The following is a 15956-nucleotide window of genomic DNA, read 5'->3' as shown; positions in this document are numbered from 1 at the left end:
GCTGTAACCCCCAGTCCCCGCGCCCGGAGGACAGCCCATGGGCCAGCCGCCCCTCGCCTCGGGCCCGCACGGCCCCGACAACCTGCGGCCCCTGCTCGACACCGTGCTCGACGCCCTGCGCACCGGCACCGCCGCCCGCGGCGGCCCCCTGCCCGCCGGCGGCCCCGACACCGTCACCGCCCACATCACCGAGGCGGCCGGCGACATCCTCCCCGACCACGGCGACCCCGACGCGCTGCGCACCCTCGTCACCGCACTCGCCGAAGGCGCCGCCGACCCCGCCCACCCCCACTGCGCCGCCCACCTGCACGGCCCACCCCTCGCCGTCGCCACCGCCGCCGACCTCGCCGCGAGCGCCCTCAACCCCTCCCTCGACTCCTGGGACCAGGCCCCCGCCGCCACCGCCCTCGAAGCCCACCTCACCCGCGCCCTCGCCCACGAAACCGGCGCCACCGACGCCCTCGTCACCACCGGCGGCACCGAATCCAACCAACTCGCCGCCCTCCTCGCCCGCGAACGGCACGGCGCCGGCCTCCGAATCGTCCACGGCGCCAACGCCCACCACTCCGTACCCCGCGCCGCCTGGCTCCTCGGCCTGCCCGACCCGGTCACCGTCCCCGCCCCGGGCGGCACCCTCGACCCCGCCGCCCTCGACGAAGCCCTCACCCAGATCCCCGGACCCCACCTCGTCGTCGCCACCGCCGGCACCACCGACGCCGGCCTCATCGACCCGCTCCCCGAAACCGCCGCCCGCTGCACCGCCCACCGCGCCCGCCTCCACATCGACGCCGCCTACGGCGGAGGCCTCCTCTTCAGCGCACGGCACCGCGCGAAACTCACCGGACTCGAAGCCGCCGACACCATCGCCCTCGACCTCCACAAACTCGGCTGGCAACCCATCGCCGCCGGCCTCCTCACCGTCAAGAACCCCGACGACCTCACCGCCCTCCACCACCACGCCGACTACCTCAACGCCGACGACGACACCGACGCGGGCCTCCCCGACCTCCTCGGCCGCTCACCCCGCACCAGCCGCCGCCCCGACATCCTCAAAATCGCCGTCACCCTCAAAACCCTCGGCCGCGACGGACTCGGCGCCCTCGTCGACCAGGTCTGCGCCCTCGCCCAGGACTTCGCCACCCTCGTCGACACCCACCCCGCATTCGAACTGCACGCCCCGCCCACCATCAGCACCGTCCTGTTCCGGCCCGCCCACGCCACCGACCCCACCGTCGCCGCCGCCCGCCGCACCCTGCTCACCACCGGCACCGCCGTCCTCGGCCGCGCCCGCGCCGACGGCCGCCTCTGGCTCAAGGCCACCCTCCTCAACCCCCACACCCGGCCCGACGACCTAGCCACCCTCCTCACCCTCGTCGAGAACTCCCTGGAAGGACCCACCCCCCGATGAACACCCCCGCCCACCACACCCCCGAAACCCCCCACGACCTCGTCGGCATCGGCATCGGCCCCTTCAACCTCTCCCTCGCCGCCCTCGCCGACCCCCTCACCGACCTCGACACCGTCTTCTACGACCAGCGCCCCGCCTTCCACTGGCACCCCGGCCTCCTCATCGACGGCGCCCGCATCCAAGTCCCCTTCCTCGCCGACCTCGTCACCCTCGCCGACCCCGCCAGCCCCTGGACCTTCCTCAACCACCTCAAGGCCCGCGAACGCCTCTTCCCCTTCTACTTCGCCGAACGCTTCCACATCCAGCGCGCCGAATACGACGCCTACTGCCGCTGGGTCGCCGACAACCTCCCCACCCTCCACTTCCACCACCAAGTCGACGCCGTCCGCTGGAACCCCGAACGACGCCTCTTCGAAGTCGACTACACCCAACTCGGCACCGACGGCGAAGCCGAAGCCCTCGGCCGCACCCACACCCGCAACGTCGTCCTCGGCGTCGGCACCGAACCCCACATCCCCGACCCGCTCAGACCCCTCGTCGACACCCCCGGCGTCCCCGTCCTCCACGCCGCCGACTACCTGCACCACCGCGACACGCTCCTCACCGCCGGACACGTCACCGTCATCGGCACCGGCCAGTCAGGCGCCGAAATCTTCCTCGACCTGCTCCGCCACCGCCCCGCCGGCCGCGAACAGCTCCACTGGCTCGGCCGCACCGAAGCCTTCGCCCCCATGGAGTACTCCAAGCTCGGCCTCGAACACTTCACCCCCGACTACACCCGCTACTTCCACGCCCTGACCGAACCCGTCCGCGACCGCCTCGTCGCCGCCCAATGGCAACTCCACAAAGGCATCGACGCCGACACCACCACCGCCATCCACGACGAGCTCTACCGCCGCACCCTCGACGGCGGCTGGCCCGACACCGTCCTCACCCCCGGCGTCCACGTCCGCACCGCCGGCCGCATCGCCACCACCAGAATCGAACTCCACCTCGAACACGACCAGCAGAAAACCCGCAGCCGCCTCACCACCGACGCCGTCGTCCTCGCCACCGGCTACCGCGAACGCCCCCTCAGCCGCATCCTCGCCGGACTCGACCCCTACATGCGACGCGACAGCCGCGAACGCCCCCGCATCGACGAACGCTTCCGCCTCCGCCTCGACCCCTCCGTCACCGGCCACGTCTACGTCCAGAACGCCGAAACCCACACCCACGGCGTCGGCACACCCGACCTCGGCCTCGCCGCCTGGCGCAGCGCCACCATCCTCAACGACCTCACCGGCCGAAACCCCTACCCCCTCCCCACCCGCACCGCCTTCACCACCTTCGGCCTGCAAAACGCACAGCCCCAGATCCCCTCCGCACGCGACCACCGGGCACTCACCCCGCTGGTGGAGGGGATCTGAGGCCGCACCACCCTCAGAAAACGCCGAACTCAGAACACCGGCACACCGTCCCGCGTCAGCCTCCAGTCCACCGACGCGAAGTCCCTCGGATCCAGCACACCCTTCGCCGTCACCCACTCGGCGATCCGCGTACGGATCTCCGTCGACTCCGACCACAACTCCCGGGCCGACGCCACATGCGGAAACGCACCACCACCGTTGGCCCGGTAGTTGTTCACCGCCAGCACGAACTCCGCGCCGTCCACCACCGGCACACCCCCGTACGCGAGATTCCTGATCCGCGAACCAGGCGCCTGCGCGACATCGATCTCGTACGTCAGCCCCGACACGTAGTCGTAGTTGTAATCCGGGCGGCCGTTCGCGTTCGTCAGCCTCGCCACATCCACCGGCGCCCCCGCCGCCGTCCGCACGTAGTACTCCGCCGAATACTCCAGGTACGCCCGCAACTGGGCACCGGTCATCAGCTTCGCCACCAGCGTGTTGTCGTACACGTACAGACTCGACAGATCCCGGATCGTCACCTCACCGGCCGGAATCTCCGAAGTCCGCGAGAACGGCGACGCCTGGGCGAGAACCGGCAGCGACGCATACTCCGTACCCGCCAGTGCCTCCCTGACCACGTCCTCCTGCACCCTGGTGATCAGATCGATGATCGGCGCGTCCTTGTACCGCGCCTCCACCGTCGTCAACGTCTCCGTCGCCGTACCGACCACCTGATTGACGTACGCCACCACCTTCTCGTGCTCGTCCGTCAGCAGCCGCGTGATCGCGGGATCGTCCTCGACCGTGGCCGAGTCCCGCAGCGACGCCCGCACCGACTCCACATGCCACCGGCCCCGCTCGAAGAACAGCTCGAAATCGAACAGGGTCAGCCGCTCGGCGTAACACAGCGGCTCCGACAGCACGACCGTCTTCCCGGTCTCCTCGTTCACGACCTTCAACTCCGCGATCTCCGTGTGCGCATGCCCCACCAGAATCGCGTCGATACCCGGCACCAGCCGCGCCACATTCGCCGCCGCGTTCTCCACGTACGGAAGCTGATCACCGTACGACGACGTACCCGACGACCCCGAGTGCGCCGACACCACCACCACATCCGCACCCATCGAACGCAGCTTCGGCACCCACTTGGCCGCCTGCTCCTCAAGACCCGGGAACGCCAGCTTCCCCTGCACGTACGCCTTGTCCCAGATCGCGATACCCGGATTCGTCAACCCCAGCACCGCCACCTTCACCGGCGGCGCCCCCTTCACCCGGAACGTCTTCATGAAGTACGGCGGGAAGGCCGGCTTCAGCGTCTTCGCGTCCACCGCGTTCGCACCCAGCAGCGGGAAATCGCACTGCTCCTCGAACTTGCGCAGCGTCTCGATGCCGTAGTTGAACTCGTGATTCCCGAGCGCCACCGCGTCGTACCCGATCGCGTTCATCGCCTGCGCCATCGGATGCACCGGACCACCCTTGGCGGTGATCGGATCGACCTTGGCGTAGTAGTACGTCAGCGGGGTGCCCTGGATGGTGTCGCCCGCGTCCAGCAGCAGAGTGTTGCGGCGGCCCTTCTCCTCCCGGACCTGGTTCACCAGCGTCGAGACCCGGGCCAGGCCCTGGGCGTTGCCCGCCGAGTCGGCGTACTCGGCGTCCTTGAAGTAGTCCCAGTTGAAGACGTGCCCGTGCAGGTCGGTGGTGCCGAGGACGGTCAGGGCGTAGCGCTTGGCCTTGCGGCGGCCCTTTCGGCCTTCGTCGAGCGGGGCCGCCTCGGCCGCCGGGGCCGCCACCGCGCCGGCCAGCGCGACACCCGCCCCCGTCACTGCGGACCTGCTCAGGAACTTCCGGCGGTTCAACGGCATGGCTGGCTCTCCTCGGCTCAGTGACCCGTGCACGACATCGGCAACGCGCGTAGATTCTGTCCTGAACATGCCCTCTGTCAAGGGCGGCGGCGAGGACGGAAGTCCGGATGAATGCTCATCGGAGCGGACGGCCGCACAATTCAACACTTGTCAATAACCCTTTACTCAAAGGTTGTTGAGTGGTCATGCGTGGCCAATTCGCTACCCGGCAGTAAGTCATAGGCTCGACCCATGCGCCGAGCAAAGATCGTCTGTACCCTGGGGCCCGCCACCGACTCGTACGACCAGATCAAAGCCCTGGTCGACGCCGGAATGGACATCGCCCGCTTCAATTTCAGCCACGGCACCCACGCCGAACACGAAGAGCGCTATCGCCGTGTCCGAAAAGCGGCCGACGAAACCGGTCGCAGCGTCGGCGCCCTCGCCGACCTTCAGGGCCCGAAGATCAGGCTCGGCCACTTCGCCGAAGGACCCGTACTCCTTGAACGCGGCGACACCTTCACCATCACCGTCGAAGAAGGCGTCGAAGGCGACCGCCACACCTGCGGCACCACCTACGCCGGCCTCGCCACCGACGTCACCCCCGGTGAACGCGTACTCGTCGACGACGGCAAGGTCTGCCTCGAGGTCACCGACGTCGACGGCCCCCGCGTCCACACCAAGGTGATCGAAGGCGGCATGGTCTCCGACCACAAAGGCCTCAACCTCCCCGGCGTCGCCGTCTCCGTCCCCGCCCTCTCCAAAAAGGACGAGGACGACCTCCGCTGGGCCCTGCGGGCCGGCTTCGACGTCATCGCCCTGTCCTTCGTCCGCAGCGGACGCGACGTCCTCGACGTCCACCGCATCATGGACGAAGAAGGCCGCCGCCTCCCCGTCATCGCCAAGGTCGAAAAGCCCCAAGCCGTCGAGAACATCGACGACATCGTCGCCGCCTTCGACGGCATCATGGTCGCCCGCGGCGACCTCGGCGTCGAAATGCCCCTCGAACAGGTCCCCATCGTCCAAAAGCGCGCGATCAAACTGGCCAAGCGCAACGCCAAGCCCGTCATCGTCGCCACCCAGATGCTCGACTCCATGATCGACAACGCCCGCCCCACCCGCGCCGAGGCCTCCGACGTCGCCAACGCCGTCATCGACGGCACCGACGCCGTGATGCTCTCCGGCGAGACCAGCGTCGGCAAGCACGCCGTCGACACGGTGCGGACGATGGCCAAGATCGTCGAAGCGGCCGAGGAGGACATCCTCGCCAAGGGCCTGCCGCCCCTCACCGAACGCAACAAGCCCCGCACCCAGGGCGGCGCCGTCGCCCGCGCGGCCGCGGAGATCGGCGACTTCCTCGACGCGAAGTTCCTCGTCGCCTTCACCCAGTCCGGCGACACCGTCCGCCGCCTTTCCCGCTACCGCTCACCCATCCCGCTGCTCGCCTTCACCCCCGAACCGGCGACCCGCTCCCAGCTCAGCCTGACCTGGGGCGTGGAAACCTTCCTCGGCCCCCACGCCGACTCCACGGACGCGATGGTCGACCAGGTGGACGAACTGCTCCTGCGCTACGGGCGCTGCGAGAAGGGCGACGTCGTGGTCATCACGGCCGGCTCGCCGCCGGGGGTGTCGGGCACGACCAATCTGGTGCGGGTGCACCACATCGGGGAGGACGACAGTCCCAAGTAGCTTCAGTACTTGGGGCCGACGTGGGCGTCCATGAGGGCTACGGAGGCTTTGCGGGCTACGGAGATGTTGTACGGGTTGCCGTGGCGCGTGCAGCGCGTCCACTCGATGCCTAGTTTGTCGAGGGTATCTGTGTACAGGCGGCGGATGTCGGTCGAGACGTTGGTGAAGAAGTATCGGGGGTATTCGTAGCGCTTGCGTTCGCCGTCGACGAGTCTGGTGGTCCAGTTGATGATGCGGCAGCCGTCGGAGTGGACCAGGCCACGGATGAACTCCCACGGGTGAGCATCGACGATCGCCTGTTGCCATGATGCGAGCACGATCTCCCGCTCATGCTTCATGCCGGGGCCGTGCTGCGGGAACATGCAGCACCAATGCTTGGTGTAGGACTTGACCTCGACACACCCGGGTTTGTGGCGCCGTCCCACGCGGTGTAGGGGCATGACCCTGTGCATGGCTTCCTCTGCCATGGCGATCAAGCCGGTTTGCCCGGCATTGCAGAAGATCGACAGATGGTGCTGGCTGGGCTTCGAGACGATGTGGCCGTCGCCGAGGTAGAGACCGAGCAAGTAGGCGTACGCGACCTCGTCGAACTCGCGGCCTGTGCACTGAGGGCAGTCGGTCGGTCGCTCGTAGGCGTCCCCGCGCGCTTTGCGGTCCTGACTGCGCCACCAGCCCACTGTCCCTCTAGGGACGTTTAGCTGCGCGGCGACCACGCGGTTGGGTACGCCTTGATTCATGAGAGCGACAGCGCGTGCGCGGATCGAAGGGCTGTGCTGTTCCATGTAGCCACAGTGGGCTGGTTATCGCAGCCCCAGGGATGGAAGATTCAAGGACCACGCGAACGTGATCCTCCGCTTGGAGCGGCTCACCTTCGAAATGAAGGAAAAATGCCCCGGGTGGGATTCGAACCCACGCTGTCGGTGGTTTGAGCACCGTGTCTCTACCGCTGGACTACCGGGGCTTCCTGTAAAACAGAGGTTGACGGTCACCCGCCGTGCCCCCACCTTATCGCAGCTAGGTACGCTCTTGTCAGCAGTACCGCCTGCCCCGGAACAAGGAGCGCCCACGTGACCGCCCCCGAGTCGCCCCAGCCCGCCGACGTGAACGACGACGACAAGTCGCACGTGCCTCCGCTGACGACCCGTGTCGTCATCGCCGAGGACGAGGCGCTCATCCGGCTGGATCTCAAAGAGATGCTGGAGGAGGAGGGCTACTCCGTCGTAGGTGAGGCCGGTGACGGTGAGGAGGCCGTGGAGCTGGCCCGTGAGCACAAGCCGGACCTGGTGATCCTGGACGTGAAGATGCCGAAGCTGGACGGCATCTCCGCGGCGGAGAAGATCGCCGAGGAGAGCATCGCGCCGGTGCTGATGCTGACGGCGTTCTCTCAGCGCGACCTGGTGGAGCGGGCGCGGGACGCCGGTGCGATGGCGTATCTCGTGAAGCCGTTCAGCAAGAGTGATGTCGTCCCGGCGATCGAGATGGCCGTCTCGCGGTTCACGGAGCTGAAGACGCTGGAGAAGGAGGTCGCCGACCTCAGCCAGCGGCTGGAGACGCGGAAGCTGGTGGACCGGGCGAAGTCGGTGTTGCAGACGGAGTACGGGCTGACGGAGCCGGCGGCGTTCCGGTGGATCCAGAAGACGTCGATGGATCGGCGGATGTCGATGCAGCAGGTTGCCGAGGCGGTCATTCAGGACGCTGAGGAGAAGAAGGCGTCGAAGGGCTGAGTGCGTACGGCTGAGGCCCGCGTCCCCGGTGTGGGGGCGCGGGCCTCAGCCGTGTCCGGGTCGGGTCAGTCCTCGCCGAGGTAGGCCTTGCGGACGGACTCGTCGTGCAGGAGGTCCTGTCCGCTGCCGGAGAGGACGATGTTGCCGACTTCCATGACGTGGCCGTGGTCGGCGAGGGAGAGGGCGGCTTGGGCGTTCTGCTCGACGAGCAGGATGGTGGTGCCCTGGGACTTCAGTTCGGCGATGGTCTGCATGATCTTCTGCATCATGATCGGGGAGAGGCCCATGGAGGGCTCGTCGAGCATGAGGAGCTTCGGCTGGGACATCAGCGCGCGGCCCATGGCGAGCATCTGCTGTTCGCCGCCGGAGAGGGTGCCGGCGGCTTGCTTGCGGCGTTCCCCGAGGATGGGGAAGAGGTCGTAGGCGCGCTGGATGTCCTTCTCGATGCCGGGCTTGTCGCTGCGGAGGAAGGCGCCGAGACGGAGGTTGTCCTCGATCGTCATGCGGGGGAAGATGTGCCGCCCCTCGGGGGAGTGGGCGAGCCCGAGGGAGACGATCTGGTGCGCGGGGACCTTCTTCAGTGACTTGCCGCCGAACTTGATCTGTCCGCCGACCGGCTTCAGGAGGCCGGAGAGGGTGCGCAGGGTGGTGGTCTTGCCGGCGCCGTTGGTGCCGATGAGGGTGACCACTTCGCCGGCGTCGACCTTGAAGGAGATGCCCTTGACGGCTTCGATCTTGCCGTAGGCGACGCGGAGGTCCTCGACCTCGAGGAGTGCGGTCATCGGTCGTTCTCCTTGCCGGCCGCGGTGTCCGTGGTGGTGTCGGCCTGGGCGTGGGCCTCGGCGGCTTCCACTTCGGCTGCTTCGGCGGCGCCGGGGTCGTTCTCGAGGGGTTCGCCGAGGTAGGCGGCGATGACCCGTTCGTCGCCCTGGACGGTTGCGCTGTCGCCCTCGATGAGTTTCTCGCCCTGTACGAGGACGGCGACGCGGTCGCAGAGGTTGAAGATGAAGCGCATGTCGTGCTCGATGACGAGGACGGCGATGCCTTGGTCGCGGATGGCGAAGACGAGTTCTTCGGTGGCTCGGGTCTCCTGGGGGTTCATGCCTGCCGTGGGCTCGTCCAGGAGGAGCAGGCCGGGTTCGCTGGCGAGGGCGCGGGCGATTTCCAGCTTGCGCTGTTCGCCGTAGGGCAGGTTCCGTGCGAGGTGGTCGGCCTTGGGGGCGAGGCCGACGAACTCCAGGAGTTCCATGGCGCGGTCGCGGGAGGTGGCTTCGGCCTTGTGGAAGCCGGGGCCGCGCAGGACGGCTGACCAGAAGCCTTCCTTGGTGCGGGTGTGGCGGCCGACGAGGACGTTTTCCAGGACTGTCATGTTGGCGAAGAGCCGGATGTTCTGGAAGGTTCGGGCGATGCCGGCGGCCGTGACCTTGAAGGATTTGGCGGGCAGTACCTGGCCTTTGTAGCGGACTTCGCCCTCGGTGGGTGTGTAGAGGCCTGTCAGGCAGTTGAAGAAGGTGGTCTTGCCGGCGCCGTTGGGGCCGATGAGGCCGACGATCTCGCCGCTGTTGACGGTGAGGTCGACGTTGTTGACGGCGGTGAGGCCGCCGAAGCGCATGGTGACGCCGCGTGCGTCGAGGACGGTGGTGCCGGGGGCGGGGGTGCCCGGGGTGGTGTCCTTGGTGGTGGTGTCGGTGGTCATGGTGGTCAGGCCCCTGTCTTGCCGAGGACTGTTGGCGCTTCGGCCTTGTCGTGGAATTCCAGTTGGCGGCGCCGGTTGGGGATGAGGCCTTCGGGCCGGAACCGCATGAGGAGGACGAGCGCGAGTCCGAAGGCGAGGAGCTGGTAGTCGCCGAGGAACTGGAGCTTGTTGGGGATGAGGAAGAGCAGTGCGGCGCCGAGGAGGGGTCCGCCGATGGTGCCCATGCCGCCGAGGACGACGGCGGCGAGGAGGAACGCGGAGTTGGGCGGGGTGGTACCGGCGAAGAGGTACTGCTCGGGGGTCACGGTGTAGGTGACGTGTGCCTGGACGGTGCCGGCGAGGCCGGCGAGGGCGGCGCCGACGGCGAATGCGATCAGTTTGACGCGGAAGCCGTTGATGCCCATGGCGAGGGCGGCGGTCTCGTCTTCGCGGATGGCGACCCAGGCTCGGCCGATGCGTGAGTCGCTGCTGCGTCGGAAGACGAGGACGACGACGGCGGTGATGATCAGCATCAGGAAGAAGTAGTTGGCGAACCGGCCGATGGTGACGCCGAGGATGTCGTGCCGGGCGCCGAGGTCGAATCCGAGGATGTTCAGGTCCGGCACGGCCGAGATGCCGTTGGAGCCGTTGGTGATGTCGGGTCCGGAGGTGCCGTCCATGTTGAGGACGGCGATGCGGAAGATCTCTCCGAAGCCGAGGGTCACGATGGCGAGGTAGTCACCGCGCAGCCGCAGGGTCGGGGCGCCGATCAGTACGCCGAAGATCAGTGAGGCGGCGGCGCCGACCAGGACGGCGGCCCAGAAGGGGAAGTGGACGCCGAAGGGGGAGCTGGGCGAGCCGGAGACCAGGGCGGCGGCGTAGGCACCGACGCCGAGGAAGGCGACGTAGCCGAGGTCGAGGAGGCCGGCGAGGCCGACGACGATGTTGAGGCCCAGGGCGACGGTGGCGAAGATCAGGATGTAGACGCCGATGGTGGCGTACTGGTCGTCGGTCTGGGTGAAGGGGAACAGCGCCGCGGCGACGAAGGCGCCCCAGATGGTGATGGTCTGGTGCCGTGCGGTGATCTGGGTGGCCTGGCGGATGAGGCCCGCCTTGTGGGCGGCTGCGAAGCCGAATCCGGCGGTGATCAGGAAGCCTACGAAGAGTTCGTCGTACTCGGTGCCGATGCCGTAGGTGAAGACGGTGAGGCAGACGGTGAGGACCGCGACGATGATGAGGATTTCGGCGGAGGAGGGCAGGGCGCGTACGGGGCCGGGCTCGCCGGCGGCGAAGGCGGCCTTGACGGTCTGCCAGGCGTGGCCCGCGCGGTGCTTGGTGAGTTCCCAGCCTGTCTCGTCGGGGTCGATGGGGTCGGGCGCGGGGTGATCGAAGGGGAGCGCGAGGGCGCCGAGGAGGGCTGCGAGGGTGACGATCGCCGCGATGTAGGCGCCGGGTTCGAGGTTGACCAGGCCGCCGAGCTGGAGGCTGATGGCGAGGACGGTGTACCAGGTGGTCGCGAAGGTGGCGAGTGCGGCGAACCTCAGTGCGGCGTCGGCGCCGGCGGGGGTGAGCCAGCGGAGGCCTTTGACGCCGTAGGAGGAGAGGCCGAAGAGGGTGGTGAGGGCGCCGCCGATGAGGACGAGGACCTGGAGGCCGCCCGGGTAGCCGTAGACGGTGAGGTCGCCGGGGAAGGCGGCGGTCCAGGTCCAGGCGAGGAAGGTGGAGACGACGGCGAGGAGGCCGCCGCCGGTGGCGAGGGCGCGTCCGAGGTGCGGTGGGATGCCGATGAGGCCGGTGGCCGCGTCGGTGGCGGGGGTGTTCGGGGTCTTCTCGGTGGTCTGTGTGGTCATCGGTGTCACGCCCTGTCCGCGACGCGCTCGCCGAGCAGGCCCTGTGGCCTGAACAGCAGCACAAGGATGAGGAGGATGAAGGCCCAGACGTCCGCCCAGGACTGGCTGCCGAACTGGCCGAGGCCGGGGATGTCGCCGATGTAGGCGGTGGCCAGGGTTTCGGTGATGCCGAGGACGACTCCGCCGATCATGGCGCCGTAGATGTTGCCGATGCCGCCGAGTACGGCCGCGGTGAAGGCCTTCAGCCCGAGGATGAAGCCCATCTTGAAGTCGACGTGGCCGTACTCCAGGCCGTAGGCGACTCCGCCGATGGCGGCGAAGACGGCGCCGAGGGCGAACGCGATCACGATGATGCGGTCGGTGTTGATGCCCATCAGCTTGGCGGTGTCGGGGTCCTGGGCGGTGGCCTGCATGCCGCGTCCGGTGCGGGTCTTCATGACGAAGTAGCCGAGGAAGGCCATGCTGACGGGGGCGGCGATGAGCAGGAAGATGCTGCCGGTCTGGAGGGTGACGTCGCCGATGTGGAAGGGGCCGCCCTCGATCTGGGGGAAGGTGCGGGCGGACTTCGCGTCGGGGTACCAGGCCCAGACCGCCTGCTGGAGGGCGAGGGAGAGGCCGATGGCGGTGATGAGCGGGGCGAGGCGGGGGCCGCCGCGCAGGGGGCGGTAGGCGAAACGTTCAGCCCCGATGGCGACGGTCACCGAGACGATCACTGCGCCGAGGATCATCAGGGGCAGGGCGATCAGCATGGAGGTGCCGTCGGGCAGGATGTAGATGTAGACCGTGAGCGCGCCGAAGGCGCCGGTCATGAAGATCTCGCCGTGGGCGAAGTTGATGAGCTGGACGATGCCGTAGACCATCGTGTAGCCAATGGCGATCAGCCCGTACATGGATCCCAGTAGCAGGCCGTTGACCAGCTGCTGCGGCAGTTCGTTCACCGCATGTCCTCCGAGAGGTTCGGATGTTCGACGGATGTGGCCGGGTGTGAGTCCGCGCGGGGCGCCGGTGGAAAAGCGCCCCGCGCGGCTCTTGGTGGTGCGGGTGTCTCGTCGGACGACTCAGCCGGTGTAGGTGCCGGACTTCACGGCCTTCCAGTCGCCGTTCTCGACGGCGTACACGGTCAGCTGCTTGTTGGTGGCGTCACCGAACTCGTCGAAGGAGACCTTGCCGGTCACTCCGTCGAAGGAGACGTTCTGCATGGCCTCGACGACCTGGCCTCGGGCGTCGTCGGGGAGCTTGCCGTCGTTCTTCTCGACGACCGTCTTGACGGCCTCGATGATGGCCCAGGCGGAGTCGTAGGAGTAGCCGCCGTAGGCCTCGAAGGGCTCCTTGTAGCCCGCGGCCTTGTAGTTGGCGACGAATTCCTTGGCGGAGGGCAGTTCCTCGACGGGCGCGCCGACGGAGGTGGCGAGGTCGCCGGTACCGCTGGCGCCGGCGAGCTTGATGAAGTCGGCGCTGTAGATGCCGTCGCCGCCGACCAGCGGAATCTTGGCGCCGGTGCCCTTGATCTGCTTGCTGAGCGGGCCGGCCTGCGGGTATTCGCCGCCGTAGTAGACGACGTCGGCGCCCGAGTTCTTGACCTTGGTGGCGACCGCGGAGAAGTCCTTGGTGTCCGGATTGATGTGCTCGGTACCGACGATCTGGCCGCCGAGCTTCTTGAACTCGTCGGTGAAGGTTCCGGCGAGGCCCGCGCCGTAGGTCTTCTTGTCGTCGATGACGAAGGCCTTCGTCTTCTTGAAGTCGTTGAAGACGTACTGCGCGGCGAACGGGCCCTGGATGGCGTCGGTGGTCGCGGTGCGGAAGTAGGTCTTGAACGGGCGCTTCTTCTCGGTGCGCCAGTCGGGGCCCTGGGTCAGCGAGGGGCCGGTGTTGGCCGGGGAGACCAGGGCCATGTTGCCGGACTCGAAGACCTGCTGCATGGACTCGCCGACCGAGGAGTTCAGCGGGCCGACGACGCCGAGGACCTTGTCGTTGGCGACGAACTGGCTGGCGTTCTGCTGGCCCGCGGAGGGCTGGCCCTGGTCGTCGAGGGCTTCGACCTTGAAGGTTATGCCCTCGACGTGCTTGTCCTTGTTGGCGGTCTTGGCCGCGAGGTCCGCCGAGTTCTTGATGCCGAGGCCCAGCGCGGACAGGTCGCCGGTCAGCGGGGCGTCGACGCCGATGACGACGGTGGTGCCTCCACCGCTGCCGCCGTTGCCGGAGTCCGAGCCGCCGTCGTCGTCGCGCGAGCCGCAGGCGGTGAGGGTGAGCGCTCCCGCCGCCAGAGCGGCGGTGATGGCGATGAGCGAACGTTGACGCACGATCAGTCCTTTCCCTGGCGCAGCCGCGTCCCCGTGGAAGCGGCCGAGTCGAACGCTGGGCCGAAGTGACAATCCGACTGCGCGGTGACTGGCCGTGACTCTAAGCGTGTGTGGGGAACGTGGAGGAGGGTCTGACTCAGGCTGTGACGCTCTTGTTATGACACGGGGTAATGCAGAGCGGTACTGGCTGGGAAGAAGGGCGGAATTCAGGCCGATTCGCCCTGTCCGCATGATGAGAACCCGCAGGACCGGTGGGGCTGGTTCAGGCGTCTGGGGCGTTTTGGTGATTACCCGGATTCGTTTCCGCAGACGGCCTGGAGGGCCTCGGAGAGGTCCTGTGCATAGCGTGATCCGAGGATGTAACTGTGGGCCTGGATTGCGCGCGTATTACGCAGCGTTACATCCAGAAAAGGGAGGCCAAGGTTCCGGGGTGCTTTTTCGCATTCCGTCACCCTCAGCGTGACAATGATCTTGCGGGCCGAATGCGACTTTGTCTGGAAAGGTGCCGCGGGCGACGAAGTGATCGTCAGGCCCTCGTAGGGCTGGGCCAGGCGCGTGACGGTGACGGGCGGGCCGGACCGCACGCTCAGCAGCACCGCGAAGCTGAAGGCGCCGGTCCCGGCGGCGGGTACCGCCTCAAGGTAGGCGACGTCCACCACATGGACCGGGTACGGCGGCGGGGGAGGGGCCGGCTGTCGTGGCCGGCTCGCGTACAGGTAGCCGCTGCCCGCCAGTACGGCGAGGGCCGCGGCGGTGGCGAGGACGGTCCGGCGGCGGTCGGCGTAGCGCCGGGCCAGGCGCCCGCGCGGCCGGGCGGGTGGCCGGGGAGCGTCGGCGGCGTCCTGGGCGCGGGTGCCCTCGCCCGGCTCCACGGGGCCGATGCCGGTCATTGCCACGGTCCGTCGGCCGGGCCGCCGTCGCGGTACTGCTCGGTGCACCTGGCCCGTGCCTGACGGTCGATCAGCGTCTGTGCGGCTCCGCTTCCCCGTACGCGCCGCGCGGTCTGCGCGGCGTCCACGACCTCGCGCAGGATGCCGTACTGACGGTTGGAGAGGCCCATCGACTGGTAGTCGCCGTACGGGGTGGCGCCGTCGAGTGTCCGGCGGGCCCAGTAACGGACGGCGGTCGTACACAACTCCGTGGGAGAGAGGGCTTGCCGAGCCGATGGCGATGCCGATGCGGGCGTGGGCGGTGGCGGGGTGGCTTCCGTGGCGGTGGCGGAAGGGACCCCGGTGGTGCGGGGGTTGCCGCAGGCGGTGGCCAGGGCGCCGGTCGGCAGAGTCAGCGCCAGTGCGAGCAGGGCGGGGACGATCCGGACGTGCGCCGTGTGGCGGGGCGTTCGCCGTGGGGGGACCGGGCGTCCGGGCCCGAGCCGCGCGGACGCGCGCCGTCGGGGCACGAGCCCTGCGGGCGCGGTGCGTGCGGAGGTGGAGCGGAACCGCCGAGCCGTCGCCCCCGGCCAAGGGGCATCTCCCCGTCCCATGCCCCGAAGTTAGGGCGCCGGGTGGCCGGGAGCAATGCCGTGGGCGCGACGCGCCGACCGGGCCGTGTGCCGACCGGGCCGTGCGCCCAACGGGCTGTCATGCCGCTCAGGCGGCCGCGTCCGCCTGCGCCCCGTCGCCCGGCTTCACGTCCCGCAGCAGGCAGGTCAGCCGGGCGGTGCACACGCGGCGGTCCTGCTCGTCGCTGATCACGATCTCGTACGTCGCCGTCGACCGGCCCCGGTGCACCGGCGTGGCCACTCCGGTTACCAGGCCGGAGCGGACCCCGCGGTGGTGGGTGCAGTTCAGGTCGACGCCGACGGCGATCTTGGAGGCGCCGCCGTGCAGCATCGAGCCGACCGATCCGAGCGTCTCGGCCAGCACCGCCGAGGCGCCGCCGTGCAGCAGCCCGTACGGCTGGGTGTTGCCCTCGACCGGCATGGTGCCGACGACCCGGTCGGCCGACGCCTCGAGGATCTGGACGCCCATGCGCGTCCCGAGATGCCCGGCGGAGAAGAGCGCCGGCAGGTCGACGCCGAGCGCGGCGTACTCGTCGATGACCTCCTGCGGGAACTGCACCTGCTGCTGCTCGCCCAT

14 protein-coding genes and 1 tRNA gene are annotated in these 15956 nt (G+C 68.8%); 4 read left to right on the top strand and 11 right to left on the bottom strand.

The features are described 5' to 3' along the window. Positions 1 to 37 precede the first annotated feature (37 nt). Both ACFW47_RS00275 and ACFW47_RS00270 read left to right on the top strand, forming a co-directional pair. Complete coding sequence (locus ACFW47_RS00275) at positions 38 to 1408, top strand: pyridoxal phosphate-dependent decarboxylase family protein (RefSeq protein WP_386304159.1); 1371 nt, start codon at positions 38 to 40, stop codon at positions 1406 to 1408. Then, positions 1405 to 2817 carry a lysine N(6)-hydroxylase/L-ornithine N(5)-oxygenase family protein gene (locus ACFW47_RS00270; RefSeq protein ID WP_386304157.1) on the top strand — a complete coding sequence of 471 codons (1413 nt, stop codon included), beginning with the start codon at positions 1405 to 1407 and terminating at the stop codon, positions 2815 to 2817. The genes ACFW47_RS00275 and ACFW47_RS00270 overlap by 4 nt, the downstream gene beginning before the upstream one ends. Positions 2818 to 2846: 29 nt before the next feature. Here the strand turns inward: ACFW47_RS00270 and ACFW47_RS00265 are convergent, their stop codons facing one another. Further along, on the bottom strand, positions 2847 to 4661 hold the full coding sequence (locus ACFW47_RS00265) for a bifunctional metallophosphatase/5'-nucleotidase (protein WP_386282566.1): 1815 nt from the start codon (positions 4659 to 4661) through the stop codon (positions 2847 to 2849). Positions 4662 to 4892: 231 nt separating this feature from the next. On the opposite strand from ACFW47_RS00265, the gene pyk reads away from it, so the two are divergent. Beyond that, positions 4893 to 6329 (top strand): pyruvate kinase, encoded by a 1437-nt coding sequence (gene pyk / locus ACFW47_RS00260; RefSeq protein ID WP_386282563.1) that lies wholly within the window; start codon positions 4893 to 4895, stop codon positions 6327 to 6329. A gap of 2 nt (positions 6330 to 6331) precedes the next feature. On the opposite strand, the gene ACFW47_RS00255 is transcribed toward pyk, so the two are convergent. Then, on the bottom strand, positions 6332 to 7111 hold the full coding sequence (locus tag ACFW47_RS00255; protein WP_386304155.1) for a helix-turn-helix domain-containing protein: 780 nt from the start codon (positions 7109 to 7111) through the stop codon (positions 6332 to 6334). A 106-nt stretch (positions 7112 to 7217) separates the two neighbouring features. Further along, positions 7218 to 7290 (bottom strand) — tRNA-Leu (locus tag ACFW47_RS00250). A 106-nt stretch (positions 7291 to 7396) separates the two neighbouring features. Here ACFW47_RS00250 and ACFW47_RS00245 point away from each other — a divergent pair. Further along, positions 7397 to 8053 (top strand): ANTAR domain-containing response regulator, encoded by a 657-nt coding sequence (locus tag ACFW47_RS00245; RefSeq protein ID WP_272585322.1) that lies wholly within the window; start codon positions 7397 to 7399, stop codon positions 8051 to 8053. Positions 8054 to 8118: 65 nt separating this feature from the next. On the opposite strand, the gene ACFW47_RS00240 is transcribed toward ACFW47_RS00245, so the two are convergent. The 8 genes from ACFW47_RS00240 to ACFW47_RS00205 form a co-directional block, all read right to left on the bottom strand. Beyond that, positions 8119 to 8835 (bottom strand): ABC transporter ATP-binding protein, encoded by a 717-nt coding sequence (locus tag ACFW47_RS00240; protein WP_386282557.1) that lies wholly within the window; start codon positions 8833 to 8835, stop codon positions 8119 to 8121. Then, positions 8832 to 9749, bottom strand: a complete 918-nt coding sequence (locus ACFW47_RS00235) for an ABC transporter ATP-binding protein (protein WP_386304154.1) — start codon at positions 9747 to 9749, stop codon at positions 8832 to 8834. The genes ACFW47_RS00240 and ACFW47_RS00235 overlap by 4 nt, the downstream gene beginning before the upstream one ends. 5 nt (positions 9750 to 9754) lie before the next feature. Continuing rightward, positions 9755 to 11578, bottom strand: a complete 1824-nt coding sequence (locus ACFW47_RS00230; RefSeq protein ID WP_386282552.1) for a branched-chain amino acid ABC transporter permease — start codon at positions 11576 to 11578, stop codon at positions 9755 to 9757. Positions 11579 to 11583: 5 nt separating this feature from the next. After that, complete coding sequence (locus tag ACFW47_RS00225) at positions 11584 to 12516, bottom strand: branched-chain amino acid ABC transporter permease (RefSeq protein WP_386282550.1); 933 nt, start codon at positions 12514 to 12516, stop codon at positions 11584 to 11586. Between the two features lie 120 nt (positions 12517 to 12636). Continuing rightward, positions 12637 to 13878 carry a branched-chain amino acid ABC transporter substrate-binding protein gene (locus tag ACFW47_RS00220; RefSeq protein ID WP_386282548.1) on the bottom strand — a complete coding sequence of 414 codons (1242 nt, stop codon included), beginning with the start codon at positions 13876 to 13878 and terminating at the stop codon, positions 12637 to 12639. A gap of 287 nt (positions 13879 to 14165) precedes the next feature. Further along, a complete protein-coding gene (locus ACFW47_RS00215) occupies positions 14166 to 14768 on the bottom strand; it encodes a Tat pathway signal sequence domain protein (RefSeq protein WP_386304152.1) in 603 nt (200 codons plus the stop codon). After that, on the bottom strand, positions 14765 to 15013 hold the full coding sequence (locus tag ACFW47_RS00210; protein WP_386282543.1) for a hypothetical protein: 249 nt from the start codon (positions 15011 to 15013) through the stop codon (positions 14765 to 14767). The genes ACFW47_RS00215 and ACFW47_RS00210 overlap by 4 nt, the downstream gene beginning before the upstream one ends. A 454-nt stretch (positions 15014 to 15467) precedes the next feature. Beyond that, positions 15468 to 15956 (bottom strand): PaaI family thioesterase, encoded by a 489-nt coding sequence (locus ACFW47_RS00205; protein WP_386282541.1) that lies wholly within the window; start codon positions 15954 to 15956, stop codon positions 15468 to 15470.

Origin of the sequence: Streptomyces sp. NPDC058796, assembly GCF_042745235.1 — a bacterium.
Classification (GTDB): Bacteria; Actinomycetota; Actinomycetes; order Streptomycetales; family Streptomycetaceae; genus Streptomyces.
Note: the sequence above shows the minus strand (reverse complement) of the source record. Positions and strands in the feature narration are given on the sequence as shown.